This is a genomic window from Sporomusa acidovorans (assembly GCF_900101845.1).
Lineage (GTDB): Bacteria > Bacillota > Negativicutes > Sporomusales > Sporomusaceae > Sporomusa > Sporomusa acidovorans.
On the sequence record NZ_FNAM01000010.1, the window covers coordinates 24,407 to 49,324 of the forward strand.

The 24,918-nt window shown below is 48.9% G+C and carries 23 protein-coding genes and 1 pseudogene; 21 read left to right on the top strand and 3 right to left on the bottom strand.

Features of this window, described 5'->3' with window-relative positions; translation table 11 throughout:
• Nucleotides 1-58 precede the first annotated feature (58 nt).
• The 8 genes and pseudogenes from BLR65_RS08960 to scpC all read left to right on the top strand — a co-directional run.
• Nucleotides 59-1,222: an FAD-binding oxidoreductase gene (locus BLR65_RS08960; RefSeq protein ID WP_093793854.1), complete on the top strand. Its 1,164-nt coding sequence runs from the start codon at nt 59-61 to the stop codon at nt 1,220-1,222.
• Nucleotides 1,223-2,491: a (Fe-S)-binding protein gene (locus BLR65_RS08965; protein WP_093793855.1), complete on the top strand. Its 1,269-nt coding sequence runs from the start codon at nt 1,223-1,225 to the stop codon at nt 2,489-2,491.
• 11 nt (nt 2,492-2,502) lie between these two features.
• On the top strand, nt 2,503-3,879 hold the full coding sequence (locus tag BLR65_RS08970; protein ID WP_211285058.1) for an FAD-binding oxidoreductase: 1,377 nt from the start codon (nt 2,503-2,505) through the stop codon (nt 3,877-3,879).
• Between the two features lie 36 nt (nt 3,880-3,915).
• Nucleotides 3,916-4,101 carry a 4Fe-4S binding protein gene (locus tag BLR65_RS08975; protein ID WP_093793856.1) on the top strand — a complete coding sequence of 62 codons (186 nt, stop codon included), beginning with the start codon at nt 3,916-3,918 and terminating at the stop codon, nt 4,099-4,101.
• Between the two features lie 26 nt (nt 4,102-4,127).
• Nucleotides 4,128-5,258, top strand: a complete 1,131-nt coding sequence (locus BLR65_RS08980) for a 2-oxoacid:acceptor oxidoreductase subunit alpha (protein ID WP_093793857.1) — start codon at nt 4,128-4,130, stop codon at nt 5,256-5,258.
• A 13-nt stretch (nt 5,259-5,271) separates the two neighbouring features.
• On the top strand, nt 5,272-6,090 hold the full coding sequence (locus tag BLR65_RS08985) for a 2-oxoacid:ferredoxin oxidoreductase subunit beta (RefSeq protein ID WP_093793858.1): 819 nt from the start codon (nt 5,272-5,274) through the stop codon (nt 6,088-6,090).
• A gap of 1 nt (nt 6,091) precedes the next feature.
• Nucleotides 6,092-6,613 (top strand): 2-oxoacid:acceptor oxidoreductase family protein, encoded by a 522-nt coding sequence (locus tag BLR65_RS08990; protein WP_093793859.1) that lies wholly within the window; start codon nt 6,092-6,094, stop codon nt 6,611-6,613.
• A gap of 373 nt (nt 6,614-6,986) precedes the next feature.
• Nucleotides 6,987-8,023, top strand: a pseudogene (gene scpC, locus BLR65_RS08995) (succinyl-CoA:acetate CoA-transferase ScpC); the annotation flags it as partial.
• A 188-nt stretch (nt 8,024-8,211) separates the two neighbouring features.
• On the opposite strand, the gene BLR65_RS09000 reads toward scpC, so the two are convergent.
• Nucleotides 8,212-8,436 (bottom strand): DUF1450 domain-containing protein, encoded by a 225-nt coding sequence (locus BLR65_RS09000; protein WP_093793860.1) that lies wholly within the window; start codon nt 8,434-8,436, stop codon nt 8,212-8,214.
• A 212-nt stretch (nt 8,437-8,648) separates the two neighbouring features.
• Between BLR65_RS09000 and BLR65_RS09005 the strand changes: the two genes are divergently transcribed.
• The 5 genes from BLR65_RS09005 (at nt 8,649) to BLR65_RS09025 (ending at nt 13,083) form a co-directional block, all read left to right on the top strand.
• Complete coding sequence (locus BLR65_RS09005) at nt 8,649-9,617, top strand: DUF1858 domain-containing protein (protein ID WP_093793861.1); 969 nt, start codon at nt 8,649-8,651, stop codon at nt 9,615-9,617.
• A gap of 25 nt (nt 9,618-9,642) precedes the next feature.
• Nucleotides 9,643-10,311 (top strand): hypothetical protein, encoded by a 669-nt coding sequence (locus tag BLR65_RS09010; protein WP_093793862.1) that lies wholly within the window; start codon nt 9,643-9,645, stop codon nt 10,309-10,311.
• A gap of 139 nt (nt 10,312-10,450) precedes the next feature.
• The gene (locus BLR65_RS09015; protein WP_093793863.1) at nt 10,451-11,329 is read left to right on the top strand and encodes a sulfide/dihydroorotate dehydrogenase-like FAD/NAD-binding protein; all 879 of its coding nucleotides are present in this window, start codon (nt 10,451-10,453) and stop codon (nt 11,327-11,329) included.
• Nucleotides 11,329-12,711, top strand: a complete 1,383-nt coding sequence (gene gltA / locus BLR65_RS09020; protein ID WP_093793864.1) for an NADPH-dependent glutamate synthase — start codon at nt 11,329-11,331, stop codon at nt 12,709-12,711. Before BLR65_RS09015 ends, gltA begins: the two co-directional genes overlap by 1 nt.
• Nucleotides 12,712-12,792: 81 nt before the next feature.
• Entirely contained in the window at nt 12,793-13,083 is a 291-nt protein-coding gene (locus tag BLR65_RS09025) for a DUF4405 domain-containing protein (RefSeq protein WP_093793865.1), read from the top strand.
• 23 nt (nt 13,084-13,106) lie between these two features.
• Here the strand turns inward: BLR65_RS09025 and BLR65_RS09030 are convergent, their stop codons facing one another.
• Nucleotides 13,107-13,802, bottom strand: a complete 696-nt coding sequence (locus tag BLR65_RS09030; RefSeq protein WP_143122536.1) for a heparan-alpha-glucosaminide N-acetyltransferase — start codon at nt 13,800-13,802, stop codon at nt 13,107-13,109.
• A gap of 406 nt (nt 13,803-14,208) precedes the next feature.
• On the opposite strand from BLR65_RS09030, the gene BLR65_RS09035 reads away from it, so the two are divergent.
• The 8 genes from BLR65_RS09035 (at nt 14,209) to BLR65_RS09070 (ending at nt 23,374) form a co-directional block, all read left to right on the top strand.
• Nucleotides 14,209-14,553, top strand: coding sequence for an SMR family transporter (locus BLR65_RS09035; RefSeq protein ID WP_093793867.1), 345 nt, complete (start codon nt 14,209-14,211; stop codon nt 14,551-14,553).
• 102 nt (nt 14,554-14,655) lie between these two features.
• On the top strand, nt 14,656-15,285 hold the full coding sequence (locus tag BLR65_RS09040) for a DUF47 domain-containing protein (RefSeq protein WP_093793868.1): 630 nt from the start codon (nt 14,656-14,658) through the stop codon (nt 15,283-15,285).
• The gene (locus BLR65_RS09045) at nt 15,278-16,276 is read left to right on the top strand and encodes an inorganic phosphate transporter (protein WP_093793869.1); all 999 of its coding nucleotides are present in this window, start codon (nt 15,278-15,280) and stop codon (nt 16,274-16,276) included. The genes BLR65_RS09040 and BLR65_RS09045 overlap by 8 nt, the downstream gene beginning before the upstream one ends.
• A gap of 159 nt (nt 16,277-16,435) precedes the next feature.
• Nucleotides 16,436-20,215 carry a phosphoribosylformylglycinamidine synthase gene (locus BLR65_RS09050; RefSeq protein ID WP_373657575.1) on the top strand — a complete coding sequence of 1,260 codons (3,780 nt, stop codon included), beginning with the start codon at nt 16,436-16,438 and terminating at the stop codon, nt 20,213-20,215.
• A gap of 20 nt (nt 20,216-20,235) precedes the next feature.
• On the top strand, nt 20,236-20,604 hold the full coding sequence (locus BLR65_RS09055; protein ID WP_093793871.1) for a VOC family protein: 369 nt from the start codon (nt 20,236-20,238) through the stop codon (nt 20,602-20,604).
• Between the two features lie 181 nt (nt 20,605-20,785).
• The gene (locus BLR65_RS09060) at nt 20,786-21,694 is read left to right on the top strand and encodes a DUF2156 domain-containing protein (RefSeq protein WP_245692635.1); all 909 of its coding nucleotides are present in this window, start codon (nt 20,786-20,788) and stop codon (nt 21,692-21,694) included.
• A gap of 203 nt (nt 21,695-21,897) precedes the next feature.
• The gene (speD, locus tag BLR65_RS09065) at nt 21,898-22,740 is read left to right on the top strand and encodes an adenosylmethionine decarboxylase (protein WP_093793872.1); all 843 of its coding nucleotides are present in this window, start codon (nt 21,898-21,900) and stop codon (nt 22,738-22,740) included.
• 37 nt (nt 22,741-22,777) lie between these two features.
• Entirely contained in the window at nt 22,778-23,374 is a 597-nt protein-coding gene (locus tag BLR65_RS09070; RefSeq protein ID WP_093793873.1) for a cytochrome b/b6 domain-containing protein, read from the top strand.
• A gap of 17 nt (nt 23,375-23,391) precedes the next feature.
• On the opposite strand, the gene BLR65_RS09075 is transcribed toward BLR65_RS09070, so the two are convergent.
• A complete protein-coding gene (locus BLR65_RS09075) occupies nt 23,392-24,888 on the bottom strand; it encodes a Mur ligase family protein (RefSeq protein ID WP_093793874.1) in 1,497 nt (498 codons plus the stop codon).
• Nucleotides 24,889-24,918 lie beyond the last annotated feature (30 nt).

The following is a 24,918-nucleotide window of genomic DNA, read 5'->3' on the forward strand; positions in this document are numbered from 1 at the left end:
GGGGTTAGGGGGAACCAGTTAGGATAGAGTTAGAAAACTGTTAAAGGGAGGTCTTCACGTGAGCCACTCAGTGTCTCCTCAGTCTATTGAGGAATTGCGGCATGTATTGCGGACAGCATCGGCTACCGGACGCCCGCTGTATGTTTACTGGCAAGGAAAATCTGCAGGGGTAACCGTTGATTTGTCAAAGCTGGATGAAATTGCGGAAATTGACGCGGCGAACCTTGTTGTCACAGTAGGCCCAGGCGTCAAACTCGGGACACTTGCTCAACAATTGGCAAAGTGGGGTTTGCGCTTTTTACCCGGTGACAATCCATTCTACCGGGACAAAACGGTCGGCCAATTTTTTTATGAAGGATATTCTAACCTATCAAGCCTCAAATATGGGAGCGCCAAACATTTTCTTATGGGGTCGGAGGTTGTGCTGCCCACCGGCGAGTTATTGAAAACCGGCGGCAAGACAGTTAAAAATGTCACCGGCTACGATTTTACCCGCTTTTTTAATGCGCCGTACACCGATTTTGGCGTTACGGCCAAATTTTTGCTGAAGCTGTTGCCGCTGCCGGAGACGCGCAAGGGGTTTGCGGTTACTTTTGACAGGGTAGAAAAAATGCTGGCCTTTGTTGGCAACTTGAAAGAAAGCCGGGTAATTCCCGCTTATTTATTGTGGATGGACGGTTCGGTGCAACGCTTTTTTCAGGATAGTCCGGCAGGACAGCTTATTATGCTGGAATTCGACGGCGTGCAAGAAGATGTGGACGAACAGTGCCAAAGTGCGGCTGCCTTAGTTAAGAAGCATAACGGAGCAATCTGTGAAGCCTATGAAGGAGACGGACAAACGGCAGTCAAGTGGAGTGAGCTTTATCGCTCGGCGGATCATTATCTATTAACCGATGAATATAAAATGGCCTTTACCTGTCAGGCGGAATTTATGCAAGCATTTGGCGAGATCGCCAAGAATAGCGGTGTTGAGGCCGGTTTATTTGGGCAGGTTTCGGAAGGCAAGCTCAATATTGCCTTTAAAGCCGCCCGCCCTGACGATGCGTTTATCGGGGAAGTAGCTGCGGCTGTTAAGCAGGCCGGCGGCATTTCTTCCGGTAAATACGCTCGCCTTCAGGGAAAATGTCCAAGTGGGATTTTGGGGGAACTGGAACAACGGGCCAAAGCCGCCTTTGATCCCCAACAAATTATCAACCGTCCACTAGCAGAGGGGGTGAAATAGGTGGAGAATGTGCATGAGGAATGGAAAAAACAACTGGTCAAATGTATTCGCTGCGGTACCTGCCGCTCGGTTTGCCCGGTATTTAAGGTTTGTGATAATGAGAATACCACCGCTCGCGGCAAAGTTAAGCTGCTGGAAGCGGTTAGTGAGGGAAAGCTGGCTTTAACGCCTGCATTGCAGGCCAGAATGTCGAAATGCCTGTTATGCAAGGCCTGTACGACAGGCTGTCCGTCAGGGGTAAAAACAGATGAGTTGTTTTTAAGCGCAAGAAAGGCACTGGCGGCGGAAAATGGCCTGCCGCTGGCTAAAAAGCTGGCGTTTACCGGCTTGACTTACCGAAAATTGTTCGACTTGGGACTCAAGCTGGGAGCGGCCTTTCAGGGGATCGTATTTAAAGATGCTCCTGACGGGCGGGGTAAGCTGGCGCGGCTGCCGCTGCCCAGTGCCGGACTCAGCCAGCGGCGAATCATTCCGCCATTGTCCACTTCGCCCTTACGGTCGCGTTTACCGGAAGTCAACAAGGTTGCTTCACCGCAAGGCAAGGTAGCGTTTTATACTGGCTGCATGCTTAATTATGTTTATCCCGAAGCTGGCGAGGCCATTGTAAAAATTCTTAAGGCCCACGGTGTGGAGGTTGTCATCCCGGCTAGGCAAAGCTGTTGCGGCACACCGGCGTTTACTGCGGGCGATTATCAGGTGGGACGATATTTGGCTGAGGAAAATGTCAAAATACTGGCTGCTGAAAATTATGATGCAATTATTACCGGCTGTGCGTCCTGCGGATCGGCGTTACAGCACGAGTATAGCGCTGTAATTGAGGATCCGGCTGTCAAGAAACTATGGGAGAATTTATCGAAAAAAGTAAAAGATATTACACAATTTATTGTTGAGCGAGGAATCAAGCAGGATTTACGGGAGGTAAGAGCTAAAATTACCTATCATGACCCTTGTCATTTGGTCCGGGGCATGGGGGTATCCCAAGAACCGCGGCAGATATTGACCAGTATTCCCGGTGTCGAATACGCGGAAATGAAGGATGCGGCTAAATGCTGTGGCGCGGGCGGTACCTTCAGTATGGTCTACTATGATGTTTCCCGTAAGATTAATGATTGGAAACTGGATAATGCTGAAAAGACGGGTGCCACTATTCTGGCGACCGGCTGTTCAGCCTGCCGGATGCATATTACGGACGGCCTGGGCCAGCGTGACAGCGCTATGAAAGTGCTGCACACTGCCGAAATTATTGCCAAGGCTTACGGCCTGGATTAAGGGGGACGAAGGTGGAACAGCAAATAATCACTGAGCTCAAACGGCTGGTTGGCTCTGACTATGTGATGGAACAGCTGGAAGACCGGATTTGTTATTCTTTTGATGCTACTTTCCGGGATTTTCCTCCTGATGTGGTTGTTAAGCCCGGTAATGTGGAAGAAATTGCGGCTATTGTCAAATTGGCCGGGAAGTATCGGCTGCCGGTAACTGCCAGAGGAGCGGCCACCGGCCTGTCGGGTGGGGCGGTTCCCGTACAGGGCGGAATCAGTCTTGTTTTAACCCGCTTAAACAAGATTCTTGCTATCGATACGGCCAATCGCGTGGCCGTGGTTGAAACCGGCGTAATAGCCGAGGATTTTGTTAATGCCGTAAGCCAGGCCGGGCTTTTTTACCCGCCCGACCCTGGGAGCATTAAAACCGCGACCATTGGTGGCACAATAGCCGAGTGCGCCGGCGGTCCCCGCGGGGTTAAGTATGGTATCACCAGGGACTATGTGCTGGGGCTGGAAGTAGTCTTGCCGGACGGGCGCATTGTGGAGGTGGGCAATCGCTTTGACAGTGAGATGGCCGGCCCGGACTGGGGAATGCTGTTCGTCGGTTCGGAGGGAACATTGGGCATTGTTACTAAGGCTTATTTGAAACTCATTGATAAGCCGAAGGCCAAGCAGACACTGCTGGCTGTTTTTAACAGCCTGGATGATGCCGCCCGTACAGTCAGCGAGATGATTGCTTCCGGTACCATACCGACTACCTTAGAGATTATGGATAACATGACCATTCGGGCGGTAGAGGATTTTCTCAAGGTTGGACTGCCGGTGAATGCGGAAGCCATCCTTTTAATTGAGGTTGACGGCAGCGCGAAGGCTATTGCCAAACAGGCCGAGCATGTGATCAAAGTGTGCCGGCAATGCGGCGCAACTGAAATGCAAGTGGCTTCAACGCCGGAAGATATGGACAAATTATGGCGTGCCCGCCGCGCTATTTCACCGGCCTGCGGCAAAATCAACCCGACCAAAATTTCCGAGGATGCCACCGTGCCTCGCAGTCAAATTCCGGCTATGGTTCGCCGCCTGCGGGAAATAGCCCAAAAGTACAATTTAAAGATGGTTATTTTCGGGCATGCCGGTGACGGTAATCTTCATCCCAATATTTTGAGCAACAAGCACGACCACGCGGAAATGGAGCGGGTCGAACAAGCCGTAGCGGAATTGTTCAAGGAAGCCTTGCACTTGGGTGGTACATTGTCAGGTGAGCATGGTATCGGCTATATGAAGGCGCCGTTTTTAAAATGGGAGACAGGGGAAACAGGATTTGCTGCTGGGAAAAAACTGAAACAGGTAATTGACCAGCAAGAATTATTAAATCCCGGCAAATTGTTTAATGTATAACAGCTTGCCGGAAATGAGTATATGGGAGGAACAACAATGCTGAAAACCGTACCACGATATTGCAAAGGTTGTGGAATATGTGTGGAGTTTTGTCCGAAGAAGGTATTGGAGCTTGATGAACTTGGCAAGATTCAGGTAGTCAGGCCGGATGATTGTGTGGCCTGCGGCCAATGCCAGCTACGGTGTCCTGATTATGCAATCTACGTAACTGCTGATAAATAATTGATAGCGAATGGAGGAATGTATGAATGGCAAAAGCATTACTTATGCAGGGAAATAGTGCCTGTGCAGAAGGCGCAATTGCTGCCGGAGCCAGGTTTTTTGCCGGCTATCCGATAACACCATCCACTGAGGTGGCCGAAATGCTGGCCAAACGGTTACCGCAGGTAGGCGGTACTTTTATTCAAATGGAGGACGAAATTGCCGGTATGGCCGCCACAATTGGCGCCGCTTTAACAGGGGTTAAAGCTTTGACAGCTACCAGCGGTCCCGGTTTTTCCCTGAAACAGGAGTTAATCGGCTATGCATCCATGGCGGAGGTTCCCTGTGTCATTGTTAATGTGCAGCGGGTTGGCCCCAGTACCGGTCAGCCGACTTCACCGGCGCAGGCTGATATTATGCAGGCCCGCTGGGGTTCTCATGGCGACCGGGGGGTTATTGCCCTTAGCCCCTCCAGTGTGCCGGAATGCTTCACACTGACGGTGGAGGCGTTTAATCTTGCCGAAAAATACCGTACACCGGTCGTGTTGTTAATGGATGAAATTGTTGGCCATATGCGGGAAAAAATTGAAATTCCCGACCCGGCCAGCCTGAAAATTGTTAATCGCAAAAAACCGACACTGCCGCCGGGAGAATTCTTGCCGTATAAACCGGATGCCGACGGTGTACCGCCCATGCCGGCCTATGGCGACGGCTACCGCTTCCATGTCACCGGTTTGGCCCATGATTATACCGGTTTCCCCAGTGGTGCCAACAGCACCTCCCAGGAACTGATTGCCAGACTGCACACAAAAATTACGGATCATATTGACGATATTGTTACCTATGAAGAACAAAATCTTGACGATGCCCAAGTGGCTGTGGTTGCTTTCGGCGGCACCGCCCGCACTGCGTACGCTGCTATTGAAATGGCCCGCAAGGAGGGCGTTAAGGCCGGCTTGTTCCGCCCGATTACCATTTGGCCTTCGCCGCAAAAACAGCTTACGGCGTTGGCGAAGAAAGTCAAAACCATTATTGTCGCCGAGCTTAACTACGGACAGTATGTGGGCGAGGTCGAGCGTATTGTTGCCGGACGGGCCAATGTCGTGTCGCTAGCCAAATGGAATAACGAACCCATTACGCCGGCGGAAATGTTAGCGGCCATTAAAGAAGCCAACTAAGGAGGGAACAACCATGGAAGAATTATTAAAAAAATATTATCGCCCCAAGCTGCCGCATATGTGGTGTCCGGGCTGCGGCAACGGTATTGTTACGGCCGCAATCGTTAAAGCTATCGACCAACTGGGGCTTGATCAGGATAAAACCACCATCGTATCGGGAATCGGCTGTTCATCGCGGGCTCCCGGTTATCTGCACTTTGATACCCTGCACACCGCCCATGGCCGGGCACTGCCGTTTGCAACCGGCATTAAGCTGGCCAAACCTGACCATAAAGTGATTATTATCAGCGGCGACGGCGATGCGAGCGCTATTGGCGGCAACCATTTCATCCACGCTGCCAGAAGGAATATTGATCTGACACTTATTGTTTATAACAACAATATCTATGGTATGACCGGCGGCCAGTACTCCCCGTTAACGCCGCATATGGCAAAGGCCACTACGGCGCCATATGGCAATGTTGACCGTGCCTTCGATTTAGTAAATTTAGCAAAAGGCGCAGGTGCTACCTTTGTCGCCAGGTCAACTACCTACCATGCCAAACAATTGTCCGAGCTTGTGGCAAAAGCCATTATGCATGAAGGCTTTTCCGTGGTAGAAGCGATGACCGGCTGCCCGATTTCTTTCGGCAGACAGAACAAAATGGGCAAACCGGCCGCATTACTGGCCTGGCAGCGGGATAACACAATATCTGTTGAAGCGGCTGCCAAGCTTAAACCGGAACAAGTGGCCGGAAAAATTCTTATAGGCTTGATGCATGAGGAAGTTGCTCCTGAATACACTGCAGAATATGCCAAAGTCATCAAACAAGCGATGGGAGGGGAGCGGTAATATGATGGAATTCAGATTAAGCGGTTCAGGTGGACAAGGCCTGATTCTTGCCGGCATAATCTTAGCTGAGGCGGCTATCGGCGATGGCAAAGAAGCCGTTCAGTCCCAGTCGTATGGACCGGAAGCGCGCGGCGGTTCCAGTAAATCGGAAGTTATCATCAGTGACAAACCGATCTACTATCCGAAAGTAACCAACCCCAGTCTGTTGCTGGCTATGACGCAGGAAGCACTTAATAAATACGGTACAGATTTACAAGATGACGGACTGCTCATTGTCGATAGCACACTGGTACGGGAAGTTCCTGCCCGGTTTAAAAATGTGCATAGTGTTCCTATTACCCACTTAGCCAAAGAAAAATGCGGGCGGGAACTGTTTGCCAACATTGTTGCCTTGGGAATCATTACGAAACTGGCCGGTTCAGTGAGCTATGACGGCATGGAAAAAGCTGTCCTGGCCCGCGTACCAAAAGGTACCGAGGATAAAAATAGACTGGCTTTGCAAACAGGTTATCAATCCATATAAATACATACAACCTCTGGCGCTGGTGCCAGAGGTTGTTGTCTTTATATAAGAGTTGGAAAATTCTGAATAACAAGGGTATATTAGGCAAGATCGAAATCGCAGCGGCAAGTCATTACCTAATTTATATAAAATGCAATTTGTTACAGCTATTTAGAGTGGGTTGGTGGTCATAATAGAATAAGGGTCTAAGTATGTCCGCATTAAGTCCATATTGTTTGGCAGCCTTTTATTACCCAGGCTGCCAAACGGGCGATGCAAAATATTTCGCTAGAGAGTACAGAAAACGAGGGCACCTGCGTGTCGATTCGTTTACCTTTGCGGGAGGTAGTTCATAGTGACACGGCTAAAAGATGTGAAGGTAATCATTGCTGATGTACAAAGTGCGGATAAAGTCATAATTGAGCTGAATGTGGCGCAGCCGGCGGCGCTGGAGGGTATGCACGATATTTTTATACCCAGCGAGCCGCCGTACCGGGAAGTTCTTCCGGTCAGAAATGTGGCCGACCGGATTGGCGTACCGTATATACCTTGTGAGCTGCCCCAAATTGCCGGTATTGTGATCAGTGACATACTGGACGACGTGCGCAGCTTAGCTGCCGTCGATGATGCTGCGAGAGCGATGACAGGACATTTGATTCATTTCTTGCAAAATGAAATAACAGCAGGCAGGATGCCTGCCAAGCTGCTGCCGCTTCAATCAGGGGTAGGATCTGTAGCCAATGCGGTTATCAGCGGCCTGGCAAACTCTGATTTTAATGACCTGACAGTTTATACAGAGGTCATTCAAGATGGCATGCTGGATTTAATTGATGCCGGCAAGTTGCTGTTTGCATCCGGTACGGCACTTACACCATCGCCGGCGGGATTAAAGCGCTTCTATGACAACCTTGAACAGTACAAAAGCAAAATGGTGCTAAGACCCCAGGAAATCTCCAATAGTCCGGAAATAGCCAGGCGTCTTGGCGTTATTGCCATGAATACGGCTCTTGAATTTGATATCTATGGACATGTAAATTCCACACATGTGATGGGCAGTAAAATTATGAACGGAATAGGCGGTTCCGGTGATTTTGCCCGCAATGGCTATTTAACCATTTTCTTTAGCAGTTCGGTGGCTAAAGACGGGGCCATATCCTGTGTCGTGCCCATGTGTTCCCATGTGGACCATACCGAACATGATGTGGATGTATTTATAACCGAACAGGGGTTGCTGATGTTCGGGGCTTAAGCCCGAAAGAGCGTGCCCGGGTGATTATCGGTAATTGTGCCCATCCCCGTTACCGGTCACACCTGTTCGATTACCTGGAGCGAGCGGAAAAGGTGACAGGCCTGGCTCATACGCCCCACCTGCTGCAGGAAGCGCTGTCTTGGCATTGCCGGTTCCTGGAGACAGGTACCATGCTGCTTTAAGGCAATGTAAGTCCGGAATGATTCTATCGCCAACGATATACAGATAAAAGAGGCAATGGTGAACGAAAGTTCAGACATTGCCTCTTTGTTTTTTTTAATGGAAGTACCAGCTTTCCTGGGATAGAATCACTAAGGATTCTGCAGGTATTTCTAAAGACCTGGCCCAACCCAAGTGTCTTATTTTAGGGTCAATTCAGCAGATTTTGGATTTCTTCATACAGATAGTGAGTCGTGTCACCGGTCACTAAATTATCATTTACCTTGGCAATATACTGTTCGGCGCAGTCGCCGCATTCACCCAGGCAAGGTTCCACTGATATCGAAGTATTTTTGAAATCCGCCCGGCATTTTTCTACAAGGTCCTCCATGCCTTCATGCTTTACATTGTTTTCGCAAAATTGCAGGGTATTCATAATCTTTGCCTCCTTATGCTTTTTTCACAGTTTAGTTTTGGCCTACTGGCGGCAAACTATGTGCAGGACGATTTATTATGCAGGCATTTGGGAAAAAAGTGTGATGAAGATCACACCTCATTGTGAGATTTGGCAATGAGTGGGAGGCTGTTGTGTTATACAATAAAGCTAACTTAGATGTTGCCTGACAAATCTATGAAGGAGGTGGCAGCATGCTGCCAAAAGGAGCAAACCTGCAAAAGATACGGGAAGGAAAACGCACCTATGCAATAACTCCGCATCTTCCCGGCGGCTTTATCAAACCGGAAGTTATGCAAAAATATGTAGATGTTTCTAAAAAATACGGCGGAACCATGAAACTGACCTCCGCCCAACGAATTATGATTACCGGACTTAAGGCGGAAGACATTGACAGCGTGTGGCAGGAGCTTGGTATGCAGCCGGCTTTAGGTTTTGCCAATTGTGTGCGCAGTGTTAAGATTTGTCCGGGGATCGCTTTTTGCAAGCGCGGCAAGCAGGACAGTATTAAGCTCGGGCTTGAGCTGGACAGGCGATATATAAAAAAAGAAATGCCCAGCCGTATCAAAATGGGAGTTTCCGGCTGCCCTAATTCTTGCGCAGAAGCAATCATTAAGGATGTTGGCGCCATTGGCACCGATACAGGGTGGGATATTTATGTAGGCGGCAGCGCCGGTTCGCATCCGCGTCTTGCCGATAAACTGATTGAGAGTCTGAATTACGATGATGCGCTGCGTGTGATCGATATCGTTATGCGTTACTATCAGCAGTACGCGGATATTGAACGCATCGGCCAATTTATCGATCGTATTGGCTGGGGAAAATTTAAAACAGACGTACTGGCGGAATTTTACGGCGAAAAAAGTTCCGCCGGCGAGCCCCGGGTGCCACAGTCTGAGGCGGGAGATAAAATTGTTCCCCTGCCTGGCGGTTTAACCGAAGGCAATTTGGTATTTGGCGATGCGATTACCGCCGATAGTGTAATTAGTGATATTATCCGGGTTTATCCGCAGACAATACCCATTTTCCGGTCTTTTGGCATGGGCTGCCTGGGGTGCCCGTCCTCGGCCGGTGAGCCTGTGACGAAGGCCGCTGCTATTCATGGCCTTGATTTGCCGGAGCTGCTGGCGGCTTTAAATAAAGTAGTTCCGGAAAAAAAGTAACCTTATTGGTAAGGAGGAGAACGATATGAGTGCGTTTTTAGCCCCAATCCATTATTGGCTGTATAATAAGATTCGCAATGTTGTTGACCGCGAGCAGGCTGTTTTTTCGGCAGCTGAGAACCTGTGCGGCGCTGCCGCGGAAGAGGCCCGCTCTCAAGCCTGGCAAAGCTATGGCGAACCACTGCCTGATAGGGACCTTAAAGACCATATTGACCAAAGCAATATTCACGGCTGGCTGCAGCGCCAGATAAATGTTGCGGAAAGCCGGGAAGCCGCTTTTGTTCAGGCGCTGATTGACAGTTGCGGCGCTGCTGCGGTCGATGTTGTGCAAGACGCTTTTCGTGAGCACGGCATTCACGTCGCCCGTCATGCCGCCAGCCAGGGAAAATACGAAACGGCGACCGCGCCTGGCCTGTACAAGGCCATGAATGATTATTTCCTTAACGGCATGCCTTGCGATCAGGCGGATGCGGTTATGGAAAGCACGACCGACAAGCTGGTGTGGGAAAGCGATGTTTGTTTGCAGGAATCCAACTGGCAGCGAGCCGGCGCTGACGAAAAAATCATGAAAAGGCTCTATCATGAGTGGCTGGCTAGCTTTGTCAGCACTCTCAACCCCGGATTTGCCTATCATCAAACCGCAGATACCAAGTCCGGCAATGCCCGCAACCGGTATGAAATAATCAAAATATAGGGTTTGGTGGCAGCATTTTTTTCAAAGAAAAACCGCAGCTTTACTGCTGTGGTTTTTCTTATTCACAAGCAGGGTGAGATTGTGATATAATTCTCAATATATTATGTAACCAGAGTCGCAGCAAGAAAGGATGATAGATATGTACAAGATACTGGGAAAACGGCAATTAGCACCACAAATTTACCTAATGGATATATATGCTCCCCGAGTTGCTAAATCGGCCAAGCCAGGCCAATTTGTGATTGTTAAGATCGATGAAAAAGGAGAAAGAATTCCGCTTACGATTTGCGATTATGATGTTGAAAAGGAGACCGTCACAATCGTGTTTCAAACTCTAGGTAAGTCTACCATCGAAATGGCTGACTACCAGGTGGGTGACTATTTCTCTGATTTCGCCGGGCCTCTGGGGGAGGCTTCCGAATTTATTCATGAAGAATTACCTGTACTTAAGCAGCAGCGGATGGTTTTTGTTGCTGGCGGGGTAGGTACAGCACCGGTTTATCCGCAAGTTAAATGGCTCCAGCAACAGGGCGTTCAAGTCGACGTAATTATTGGTGCCCGCAACCAAGAAATGGTTATTCTGGAAAATGAAATGAAAGCTTTGGGTGCTACGGTGTATGTTACAACCGATGACGGCTCCTATAGTCGTAAGGGCCTTGTTACCGACGTGTTAAAAGAACTGATTGACAGTGGTAAAGCCTATGATCATGTAATTGCCATTGGTCCAATGATTATGATGAAGTTTGTGGCCAAACTGACCAAAGAATATGGGCTAAAGACGACAGTTAGCTTGAATCCAATTATGGTGGATGGCACAGGTATGTGCGGCGCCTGCCGGATAACGGTGGGCGGGCAGATTAAGTTTGCCTGTGTTGATGGTCCTGAGTTTGACGGACATCTGATTGATTTTGATGAGGCCATGCGCCGTCAGGCGATGTATAAAACGGAAGAAGGCCAAAGTTTGCTTGCTGTGGAAAAAGGCAGTCATACCTGTGGCTGTTGTGGAGGGGCAAAATAATGAGCAAAATAACCAGAGTACCTGTACGTGAACAGTCTCCGAAAAAACGGGTGACAAACTTTGCCGAAGTTTGTCTGGGTTATTCGTTGTCAGAAGCAATGACCGAAGCGGCCCGTTGTCTTACTTGTAAAAATGCCAAGTGTGTGGGCAATTGCCCGGTAGCGATAAATATTCCGGATTTTATCAGTTATGTTAAAAAAGGCGAAATTGCTGAAGCGGCTAACGTCATTGCCCAAGCAAGCGCTCTGCCTGCTGTTTGCGGCCGGGTCTGTCCACAGGAAACCCAGTGCGAGGGTAAATGCATTCTCGGGATAAAAGGGCAGCCGGTTGCCATCGGCAAGCTGGAGCGTTTTGTTGCGGACTGGGCCAGGGAGAACCGGGCTCAACCCGCTATAGTAGCGCCCCCAAATGGCAAAAAGGTGGCTGTTATTGGCAGCGGCCCGGCCGGCTTAACCTGTGCCGGCGACTTGGCGCGTAAAGGTTATGCAGTTACTGTGTTTGAAGCCCTGCACGAGCCTGGCGGCGTATTGGTGTACGGCATTCCCGAGTTTCGCTTGCCCAAGGAGTCGGTGGTCAAACCGGAGATTGCCAACCTGGAAAAAATGGGGGTTGCGATTGAAACCAACGTGATTGTCGGCAAGACGGTTACGATTGATGAATTGCTTGAAGAAGAAGGTTTTGCTGCCGTATTTATTGGTTCAGGGGCCGGCTTGCCCAAATTCATGGGGATTCCGGGGGAAAATGCCAATGGCGTGTTTTCGGCCAATGAGTTTTTGACACGCAATAACTTAATGAAGGCTTTTAAAAAGCAATATGCTACACCGATTAAAGCCGGCAAAAAGGTGGCAGTAGTCGGCGGCGGCAATGTCGCCATGGATGCCGCCCGGACAGCGGCCCGCCTTGGCAGCGAAACCCATATCGTTTACCGACGGTCTGAGGCTGAATTGCCGGCCAGGGTGGAAGAAGTGCATCATGCCCAAGAAGAAGGAATTATTTTTGATATCCTAACCAATCCGATTGAGGTTCTGGTGGATGACAGCGGCTGGGTAGCCGGTCTGAAATGCGTCAAAATGGAATTGGGTGAACCGGATGCCGCCGGCCGGAGAAAACCGGTACCGGTGCCTGGCTCCGAATTTATCATGGAGGCAGATACCGTGATCATGTCTCTCGGCACTTCTCCTAATCCGTTGATTTCCGCAACAACAAAGGGTCTTGCAACCAACAAATGGCAGTGTATTGTGGCGGATGAGCAAACAGGTCTTACCAGCCGGGAACGGGTTTATGCCGGTGGTGATGCCGTTACCGGTGCCGCCACAGTGATCCTGGCAATGGGGGCTGGGAAACGGGCTGCTCAAGCTATTGACGACATGTTGGCCGGCTGACATTTTATTTTTAATCTAAAAATTATCTAAAATTCCTCCTGTATGATATTTCTAAGAAAATACAGGAGGAATTAAACTGTTATGAGAAAAATTACATCCCTGCTACTTACATTCGCATTTCTTGTTTTAGCCGTAACCGGCGTGCAATTATCTCTTCCGCACAGCGGGGGAGCCAGGGAGAAACCGGCGGTTATTCAGAGTACTGAGGCCGGAGATAACAGTGTTGCCGGCGCGCCGCGTACCACGCGGCAGGCAGCGTTTTATCCGAAGACAGCGCACGAGTGGGCCGGATATTTATTTATTGCCGCCGGCTGTGTACACCTTGTGCTCAATCGCAAACCGATAAAGTCATATCTGGGCATGCGAAAATAAATTGGGGACGCGCCCGGAGTTGTTTATCTAATGAACATAAAGAAGCTTAGTACGACCAGGAGTATTGGCTGGTGCAGAAGATAGATAATAAGTGACCGGCGGCCCAGCCAACCTAAAATACGGACCGGTTGATTGCGGGTCGCCGCCGGCCATAACGGTTGTTTGGCAGAATAAAAGAGCTTGCCGGCGGCCATGCCGTAGAGCACAATTCCCAGCCAGGGGAGCAGCGGGTAGTAGTCGATGGAGGCAAAGTCCCAGGGGCGGACACCGAGAGGGATAAGCCAGACAATAGTCGCCCTTAAGTTGGCAATCCAGTTACCTAACACGAGCAAAGTGGTGCCGGCAAGTGTCAACGTTAGGGCAGACCGTTTGACCAACCAGGGAGCGGCCAACATGCCGACTCCCAACAGGTGCAAAATCCCAAACCGGATATAGAGAGCCGGACTATAGACATACGTAGCCAGGGTAATGAGCATACCTGCACCCAAAACCTTAAGGCCGCGCCGCAGCGGGTGCCGGCCTAAGGTTGCGCTTATACCGGATATCAGCATAAATAAAATTGCGGATGACTTGCCCTGATAATACCAGAAACCACTGAGATAATCGAGCGGCCAGTTAAAAAAATAAGCTAAATCAAAAACAATATGGAAAATAACCATCATCAGAATGGCAATTCCCCGCAAACAATCAATTTCAGCAATGCGGCCAATGTGCGGCAACACCTGAGCCCCCTTACCGGGTAATCTATTCTACATTAACAATATAAGACAATCGACGAATCGTCAAGAGACTCGCCAGCCGGAAAAATAAATTTACACAATATGAATTTTAGGGTAAAGAGTAACATAAGATAAATTAAGCTGGATTTTGTCCCTTAGATAATGGTCAGTTTCTTTATGGCTGACAAAATTTGCTGACCTTCGCGGCAGGAATTGTTGCATCGAACGGGAATATTCTTACCAGGAAAGCTTTGGCTCGCGAGCCGAAGCCTTTATTAATCCAGATGGAAAGTATAACTTTCCCTGGATAGAACGACTATACCCCCTAAAGGGGTACAGGCGGCTTTTGCCGGCGTCCTAAAGGACTTGGCACAAGCCAAGTCGTATTTTATGGGATGGTGTCAGCATGAAGGATTTGTCAATTATCTTACTGTCTGTTTTTCTTGGGGCTGTTGGTCAGATCGGGTTAAAATACGGAGCGTTGCGCCTCGCCGATACCGGCTCTCTATGGGAAAAGGCGCTGGCTGCCTGGCCGCTTATCGCTGGCTTAGCGGTTTACGGTGTCAGTACCTTGCTGTGGATTTATGCCTTGCGGACCGTGGAACTCAGTTATGCATATCCACTCATCAGTCTGGGGTATGTTCTGGTTTTTATTGCGTCCTATTTTCTTTTTCATGAATCGATCAGTATGCTTAGGCTGGGAGGATTGTTGCTTATATTAAGCGGTATTGTGCTGGTAGCAAAATCTTAACAGTAAATTAACTGAATTGTAACATTTTTTTACAATTGGTTAACAAACACGGCAGGTTTATGCTATAATCAGTTTGAATCCGACAAATTGAGGAGGCTAAGTATGGGATTTGGCTTAAAGCCACGTGAAGAAAAGTTTTATGGTTATCTTTTGGAAAACACGCAACTGATTCGTGATGCGGCCGAGATACTCCAAGTGGCGTTAAATCGGGAGGGTGATTTGTCTGAATTAATGATTCAGATTGATGAGCTTGAAAAACAAGCCGATGCTAATACTGCCAAAATTGTCGGCTTATTACATAAGAGCTTTATTACCCCGCTTGATCGCGAAGATATTTATGCCATTGCCCACAAACTGGATGATGTAATCGACTGTGTTCAGGGCGTTATTGAACGGATGGAGTTATATAATGCCGGCACAGCATCTGACGGAGCCAAAGAACTGGGCTATCTTGTTGCCAAGACATCCAAGCAAATTGACAAGGCATTTACTCTTTTACCGGAAATTAAAAAACAGCGGGAAAAACTGGAAGAACGTTGTGCCAAAATTATTGAGTTCGAGGCGTTGGGAGACCGGTTGTATCGTCAGGAAATGGCCAAACTGTTCCGGGAATGTACAGATCCTATTGAAATTATTAAATGGAAAGAAATCTTGCTGCATTTGGAAGAAACCTTGGACATTTCAGAGGATATCGCGAATTTGTTAAAGGGAGTTATCGTGAAATATGCCTGATATGACGTTGCTCTACGTCGTAGTCTTTTTTGCGTTGGCATTTGACTATATCAATGGGTTCCATGATACGGCCAATGCCATTGCCACATCGGTTTCGACCCGGGCGCTAGAACCGCAATATGCCGTTATGCTGGCAGCCGTTCTCAATTTTACGGGGGCGCTCTATAGCACCGGGGTAGCGAAAACCATTGGCGGCGATCTTGTAAAGGCCGCTTCCTTGGTTAACCAGCCTGTTATCATTTCGGCATTATTCGGAGCAATTGTCTGGAATTTGATTACCTGGTGGTTTGCCATTCCCAGCAGTTCTTCGCATGCACTCGTTGGCGGTGTTGTGGGTGCGGTCATGGTAGGGGCCGGCTATGAGGCTATTAACTTTGCCGGTGTGGAAAAGATTGTATTATCACTCATACTGTCGCCACTGATTGCCATGATCGGCGGCTATATCATCATGATTGCCATGATGTGGATTTTTCGCAAACAGGAGCCGGGAAAATTAAATGCCGGATTCAAAAAGATGCAGCTCTTGTCTGCCAGTATGATGTCATTCTCACATGGATCGAATGACGCGCAAAAGGCTATGGGTATTATTACACTGGCCTTATTGAGTTCCGGGCAGATTCCATCGCTGGAGGTTCCTTTGTGGGTGAAATTTTCCTGTGCGACCGCCATGGCCTGCGGCACAGCGGTCGGCGGCTGGAAAATTATCAAAACAATGGGTGGCGGGATATTTAGGCTGGAGCCGATTACCGGCTTTGCAGCCGACTTGAATTCATCGCTCGTTATTTTTGCCGCCACGAATCTGCACCTGCCGGTCAGCACTACGCACGTAGTATCCGGGTCGATTATGGGGGTAGGTTCGTCCAAACGTCTTACGGCTGTACGTTGGGGTGTGGCTCAGCAAATGCTGTTCGCCTGGATATTAACGATTCCCTTTAGTGCATTAACCAGTGCTCTTATGTATAAGTTTTTATCATTGTTCATGCATAGTTAAGTCAAATACATAAATGTAAACAAGCAGTTCGGTATTTGCCGGACTGCTTGTTTTAACTTGCTATTCATATGTCAAGTTATTATAATGATAATAATATCAATGCAAAAACATTCCAGGCCGGAAATATTCTTTGCCTGTATTTTATAAGGAGGTATAGTCTTGAGCGCCGTTCGTCGTATATTTGTGGAAAAAAAACCCGGTTTTGCCGTAGAAGCCGAAGGAGTCTATTCTGATTTAAAACACCACCTGGGTATAGCAGGCTTAACAGAGGTGCGAATTCTGCACCGGTATGATATTAGTGGATTAAGCGACGCTGAATTTGCGGCTTCCCTGCATACTATTTTTTCCGAACCGCCCGTGGACGATGTGTATGTAGAACAGTTTGCTGCGCCGGCAGGAGCGAGTATCTTTGCTATGGAATACTTGCCGGGCCAATATGACCAGCGGGCCGACTGGGCGGCTCAGTCCGTCCAAATTCTTACGCAGAAGGAACGTCCCGCAATCCGCACAGCCAAGGTACTGGTTTTAACCGGGCAGTTAACTGAGGCGGAAGTGGCTAAGATTAAAGATTATTGTATCAATCCGGTTGAAGCCCGGGAAGCGGTGCTGGACAAACCAACATCGCTTACCATGCCCGCCGCCGTGCCCGCCGATGTGGCTGTGCTTGAGGGTTTTACGGCGCTGCCGGAGGCTGCATTGGCACAGTTTTTACAGGAACGGGGCCTGGCGATGAGTCTGGAAGATTTACTGTTTTGCCAGAATTATTTCCGTGATACCGAAAAGCGCAATCCGACAATTACGGAAATTAAAGTAATTGATACGTACTGGTCGGATCATTGCCGTCATACTACGTTCCATACCCAAATAGGCGAGGTCGACATTGAAACAGGACCATACAGCCAGCCGGTTGTATGGTCCTGGAACGAATACCAAAAATGCCGGAGTTATGTGTATGGCGATAAGGCGGCCGGCCGTGATACCAATCTGATGGATATTGCCACCGCCGCCATGAAAGAACTGAAAAAGCAGGGGCGGCTCACTGACCTCGACGAGTCGGAAGAAATTAACGCCTGCAGCATTGTTGTTAAGGCAGATATTGACGGCCGGCAGGAAGACTGGCTGGTTATGTTTAAAAATGAAACCCATAATCATCCGACCGAAATCGAACCTTTCGGGGGGGCTGCCACCTGTCTGGGAGGCTGTATTCGTGATCCGCTGTCAGGCCGTTCCTATGTGTACCAGGCGATGCGCGTTACCGGCAGCGGTGACCCGTGTGCTCCGCTGTCCGGCACACTTCCGGGAAAATTGTCGCAGCGGAAGATTACGACAAGCGCCGCGGCGGGTTATAGCTCTTATGGCAACCAAATAGGTTTGGCAACAGGCCAGGTGGCTGAGATTTACCATGAGGGCTATATTGCCAAACGGATGGAGATTGGCGCCGTTATGGCGGCTGCTCCCAAGAAAAATGTAGTTCGGCAAGTGCCGGAGCCTGGCGATGTTGTGTTACTGGTGGGCGGGCGTACCGGCCGTGACGGCTGCGGCGGCGCTACCGGGTCATCCAAGGCTCACACGGAAGAATCACTGGAAAATTGCGGCGCAGAGGTGCAGAAGGGCAATCCACCGACAGAACGGAAAATTCAGCGCTTGTTCCGCAAATGTACCGTTAGCACGATGATCAAACGGTGTAATGATTTTGGTGCCGGTGGTGTTTCCGTTGCTATTGGCGAACTGACTGACGGGTTAAAAATTAACCTGGATGCTGTCCCCAAAAAATACGAAGGGCTTGATGGCACTGAACTTGCAATTTCCGAATCACAGGAACGGATGGCCGTAGTGGTTGCGACCGGCGATGCCCGGAAATTTATTGAATATGCGGATGAAGAAAACCTGGAGGCAACCCTCGTAGCCGAGGTAACCGGCGATAACCGCCTGACGATGTTATGGCGCGGGCAGCCTATTGTTAGTCTCAGCCGTGAGTTTCTCAATACGAACGGAGTGAAACAGCACACGGATGTGTACGTGGCGGCACCTGCTGCCACCAGCTATTTTACTGCCGTCCTTGCTAACAAAGCAGATTCACAAAATATCAAAGAAATATGGCTGAAAAATTTGCAAGAACTCAATGTGGCCAGCCAAAAGGGTCTGGTTGAGCGTTTTGACAGCAGTATTGGCGCCAATACGGTAATTATGCCGTATGGCGGCAGATACCAGGATACTCCGGCTGAAGGCATGGTCGCCAAATTGCCGGTGCTGTCAGGCAGCACGACGACGGGAACTATCATGACGTATGGCTTTAATCCGGAAATTGCCACCTGGAGCCCTTTTCACGGAGCCGTCTATGCGGTGGTGGAAGCCGTAGCCAAAGTAGTTGCCTTAGGCGGCAATTTCCGTACGGTGAGGCTTACCTTGCAGGAGTATTTTGAGAAACTGGGGCATGATCGCGAGAAATGGGGCAAACCGTTCAGCGCTCTGCTAGGCGCTTTCTATGCCCAACGGCAGCTTGGCATTCCGGCGATTGGCGGCAAAGACAGCATGTCAGGCTCTTTCAATGAGCTTGCCGTGCCGCCGACGCTTGTTGCTTTTGCGGTAACGGCAGTTGATGTCCGGCATGTGATTTCCCAGGAATTTAAACGGACCGGCAGCCAAGTGGCTGTAATTCGTGTGCCGCGGGGAGCCGATGAACTCCCTGACTTTTCCATGATGGCTGCCGCCTACGACAGAATTCATCAGCTAGCTAAAGCAGATCAGATTTTGGCTGCCTACACGGTTAAGCTGGGAGGAATCGCCGAAGCTGTCAGCAAAATGGCTTTTGGCAGCCGGATCGGTTTTGAGTTTATAGGCCAAGCCGACAACGCGGCCCTATTTGCACCAGACTATGGCTCGCTGGTTCTCGAATTTCCTGAGGGGCTTGACCTTGCCGAAGCGCTGGAAGGCATAGACTATCGATTGCTGGGTCGGACAACAGTAAAACCCGTAATTGCCATAAATAAGACCGAGATAGCTTTGGATGAAGCATATACCTCCTGGGAACAGGCACTGGAAAAAGTATTTCCTACCCGGCCTGAACTTATGGAAGGCGAACCGGACTGTTTCAAGGCCTATACGGCAAGAAACACACGGCGTCCCCGGGTGACTGCCGCCAAGCCTACCGTGTTGATTCCGGTATTTCCCGGCACCAACTGCGAATATGATACAGTGAGAGCCTTCGAACAGGCGGGAGCCGTTGCCGAGGTTTTGGTTATCCGTAACCTCACCGCCGCCCATATTGAAGAATCCATTGCTGTGTTGGCTCGCAAGATCGCGGCTGCGCAGATCGTGATGCTGCCCGGAGGTTTTAGTGCCGGCGATGAGCCTGATGGCTCGGGTAAATTTATCGCCACGATGTTCCGGAATCCCCGGGTAAAAGAGGCGGTAACCGAATTTTTGCAACACCGCGATGGTTTGATGCTGGGTATTTGCAATGGCTTTCAGGCTTTGATCAAACTGGGGCTGGTGCCTTATGGCGAGATCCGGGATTTGGCAGAGCAGAGTCCCACCTTGACATTTAATAAAATCGGCCGCCATATATCCTGTATGGTCAATACCAAGATAGTCTCTACGTTGTCACCCTGGCTGAGCAATGTTGAGGCCGGTGAAGTTTTTACCATTCCTGCTTCCCACGGTGAAGGCCGGTTTTACGCTACCGCCGGGGAGATTGCCCAACTGGCGGCTAACGGCCAAATCGCAACTCAGTATGTCGATTGTAACGGGCGGCCGACCTATGATGTCAAATATAATCCGAATGGCTCATTCCACGCGATTGAAGCCATTACCAGCCCGGACGGACGGGTGTTTGGCAAAATGGGGCATTCAGAACGGATTGGCAGCCACGTTGCCGTTAATATTCCGGGCAATAAAGATCAGCGGTTGTTTAGTGCCGGTGTAAATTATTTTAGATAGACGTGCGGGAGAGTGATAGTATGCTTAGTGTTGCTCATATTGGTATTGTAGTGAAAGATACCGATAAGTCGCTCGACTTTTATACCCGGGTATTAGGGTGTACAGTAGAGGAAACTTATCAGGATGAACGGATTCGTTTAACATTTATCAAAGCCGGGCAGCAAACGATTGAACTGATTCAATATCAGGAAGATGCTGTAAAAACACGTGGGGCGGGCAATGTTGACCATATCGCGTTTGCGGTAACTGACATGGAGGCTGAAGTTGCCAGGCTGCGGCAGCATAAGGTCACATTGTTGTTGGATCAGCCCAAGGTAACAAACGGCAAAAAAATTCTGTTTTTTGCCGGGCCGGATGGTGAACGGCTGGAGTTTGTGCAAAAATTATGACAACAAGACGGACGGTTCGGTACTGCTGGCAACCAGCAAGTACCGAACCGTCCGTCACCGTCATATACCGCATATTACCTCCATATCTGTGTTGCTTCTTGCTTGTAGTAAACATATAATAATAAAGAGTATTAAATAAAAACATTGTTCTATATTGCCCTGCCGGGCGCATGGATCATGTTTGGGGGGTCTTAGTATTAATTTCCAGGATATCACGTTGGCGCAAAAAGCCTTGTTTGATAAATGTTTTAGTCACCGCCGATATGAGAATGCTCATTATAATTTTACTAATTTATTTATGTGGCGCCAGCTATATTCCATCAAATGGGCAGAGGCGGACGGCTATCTGGTCATAAAGGCGGGGCAGGGAGAAAATCAGTTTCTGCTGCAGCCATTTGGGCCTGATGCCGGCATCGAAGCCATTCTGGAAAAGATGGCGGATTATTGCGCAGAGCATGCTCTTGCCTTCAGTCTGCGGGGCATTGAAAAATTCATGATCGATATTTTGGAAAATTGGCGGCCGGGTCAGTTTGTTATTACCAGTGACCGCGATAATTTCGATTATGTTTATCATAGCAAGGATCTAATTGAATTAAAAGGCCGTAAATATCATAGTAAAAAAAATCACATCAACAGCTTTCTCCGCAACCATCCGGATTATCAATATTTTCCGTTAACGCCTGAATGGGTGCCGCGTTGCATTGAAACCCAATTAGATTGGTGCCAAAAGAAGGGCTGTGAAGATGATCCCTTGTTAAAAGGCGAGCGGGACGCTATCATCGAAGTGCTTACCCACTGGAATGAGCTCAAGCTGACCGGAGGGTTGATTTATATTGACGGCAAAGTCGAAGCCTTTAGTTTTGGCGAGCAATTAAACAGTGATATGGCAGTTATCCATGTAGAAAAGGCAAATCCCGATATCCGGGGTGTCTATCCGGTAATTAATCAGCAGTTCTGTAAAAATGCCTGGAAGCATTTACTCTATATCAACCGGGAGGAAGATATGGGGCTGGAAGGGTTGCGTAAAGCCAAGGAGTCGTATTGTCCGGCACGAATGGTAGAAAAATTTAATGCCAGAGCAAAATACTAAATCCAAGTTATGGGCAAACTATAGGTTAAAGTCTTATAGCCGCAACCTGCCATTAGTAAAAATTTTGCTTGATGGCTTTATTTTGGGCGTGGTTATGGTATAATTTTTAAAGGATTTTTTATTGTGCTTTCGGTTTATGTGCAAAAAGCACAGCGGCGCATTTGTAGTCTAGTCATCATTTCTGCAAGGGAAGGACAGGCAAGATGGAAATTAAATCAATTAAAAAATTAAAACTATATGGTTTTAATAATCTCACCAAAACACTCAGCTTTAACATGTATGATATCTGCTATGCGAAAACTCCGCAGCATCGACATTCGTATATAGAGTATATTGATGAGGAATATAGCGCCGAGCGGTTAACCAATATTTTGACTGAGGTCGCCCATATTATTGGAGCTAATATCCTGAATATTGCCAAGCAGGATTATGACCCACAGGGGGCCAGTGTCACGATGCTGATTTCCGAAGAACCGGTTAACCAGCCGGGTGAGCTTGTTACCCGGGAAGAATGCGGCGAATGTGAGCTCAATGAGCCCATGCCTGATGCCGTGGTTTGCCATCTGGACAAAAGCCATATTACGGTTCACACGTATCCTGAGAGCCATCCGGACGAAGGAATCAGCACTTTTCGGGCAGATATCGACGTATCTACCTGTGGGCACATATCACCGCTTAAGGCGTTGAATTTTCTTATTAATACTTTCCGCCCTGATATCGCAGTCACTGATTACCGGGTACGGGGTTTTACCCGGGACGTAAACGGCAAAAAGTTCTTTATCGATCATAAAATAAATTCGATTCAAAACTATATTTCCAGTGAAAATCGGGATCTCTACCAAATGATTGACGTCAATGTCTATCAGGAAAATATTTTTCATACCAAAATGTTATTGAAAGAATTCGATTTGGATAACTATTTGTTTGGAACAGCCAAAAAAGAATTAATGGCTGGCGAAAAAAAGAAAATCAAACAACGGCTAAAAAAAGAGATGGCTGAGATTTTTTACGGAAGAAATATTCCTAAAGTCAGTCTCAAATTATAAATACATTAAAATCCCCCAAATGGGGGATTTTAATTTTATGAAACTACTATTACATCCCTTGCCGGTTCGCCTATTTCACTGGATTATGTTTGCTGCCGTCATGTTTCTTGTTATCACCGGGCTATATCTCACTGATCCATGGCTTACGCTGCCTTATGGCCTGATACGAAAAGCGCATATGCTTGCGGGGATTATTCTGGTCTTAAACTTTGGGGGGCAGGTTTGCTATTATCTTATCACCGGCAAGTATACCGAGGTGCTGTTTACCAGGCATGATCTCCCTAATTTGCGCAGCTTTTTCCGCTACACACTGTTTATTACCGAGACGCATCCGAACTACGGGCGTTACAACCCGGGACAAAAGGCACTGTTTACCAGTTGGGGACTGGCCGTCATAGTATCAGGAGTGACGTCCCTGCCGTATTTTTTGCCGGAGTTTGCCTCCTGGCTTAGCCTGCCGGTTGGTGGTCTTGTGGGAACCAGAATTGTTTTTTACGGTATTACCATATACTTTTTGGCAACCATCCCCCTGCATTTGTATTTAGTCTTTACGGAAGACCCCGTAAAGTTGCAGGCGATGTTCTCCGGATATGTAAACAAAGAGCCAACGTGTAAAGATAGGGACAAATCGTAAGGTTTACTCTAATCTGGTCAAGGCGCTAGGGCAGCTATGGAGGAAGATGCCGGGAACTGATCGTGATTTGTTTGCGAGTTTGCGACAGATGTCAGTATTTCCCGGCCGGCATCCATCCCCTGCGCACCGGTTAGAACAATAAGATCACCGGGCAGGGCATGGCCGAGAGCGTCTTTGAGCGCACCCGCCAGCGTGCTAAAAAAGGTGAACCCGGTATTTAACCGGTTGAGTGTTGTCAAAAAGGCCAGGCGTTCTTCCTGCGTAACCGCATCAGCCCAGCCGACATTGTTACTGCTGGCCGTGATGATGAAATGGAAGGGGATTTTTTGGCGTATGCTGGCAAAGGTGGCCGCATTGGCGGCATTGATTGCCGTGCCGCGATGGCCGCGGATGGCATTAACGACAATAAGCCGTTTATACCTGAACAGCGAGATGGTGTCAAACACGGCTTGAATACTGCCTGGGTTCAGGGCCGTATCGTCAATAACCGTAAGGCCGTGCAGATGGAATACATCCATGCGCCGTGTCACGCTGCGGAATGTGGCCAACGCCCGGGCGATCGCTGCCGGCGGTAAGTTATGCAACAACGCGGCAGCGGCTGCAAGCAGTGCATTTTCAACGTTATGACGACCAGGTAAGGCAAGTGTGATGGAATGCCTGCCAATTGGCCACGACTGTCCAGCCAGTGTGGCAAACGGTATATTGATAGCCAGGGTAAAGGTGCAGCCATAGGCGGTTTGGCGGCAAATATGGGCAGTGAGATCAGCCTCTCTGTCTAACGCGGCAGTAATCACTCTGCCGCTAAAACCTGCTGCCATGGCCTTGCAATTAGCGTCAGCCCAATTGACAATAAGCGGTGCAGCGGGAGCCAGTAAGTCCAGAAACTTTGCCTTGGCCGCAAGGTAGCTGGCATAACTGCCGTGAAAATCGAGATGATCAGCGCATAAATTGCTGAGTATGCCGGCAGAAAAGCGAACATGCGCGACGCGGTGCATATCAATGCCTTGGGCGGATACTTCCATAGCCGCGTGGGTAACTTTATTGTTAAGCATTTGCGCCAGATAGTACTGCAAACTGACTGCATCCGGTGTTGTAAGTGTGCTGGGGATGGAAGCTTTGCCGGTATTGACCCGGATAGTGCCAATGAGTCCGGCTTTTAGGCCTGCCTCAAGGAAAATATGCTCAAGCATACAGGCAATGGTTGTTTTGCCGTTAGAACCGGTTATACCAGTTAACCTCAGTTGGTGTGAGGGATCTTTGTAGAAAGCGGCAGCCAGTGCCGACAGAGTCAATCTGGCATTAGTGACAGCAATTACCGGAATACTCAGTGGCGGCAGGTTCTGGGGACAGTCGCTTACGACTGCCAGCGCTCCCCGCTCGGCTGCTGCCCGGGCAAAAGAATTGCCGTCAACACTGCGGCCGCAGATTGCGACAAAAATATGACCGGGCTGTACTTTGCCGGAATGGCAGGTAACCCCTGTTGCCTGGCTAAGCCAGTTATCGAGTGCTTGCATGTCAGTTCCCCCTTGTCAGCCAATTTGCTA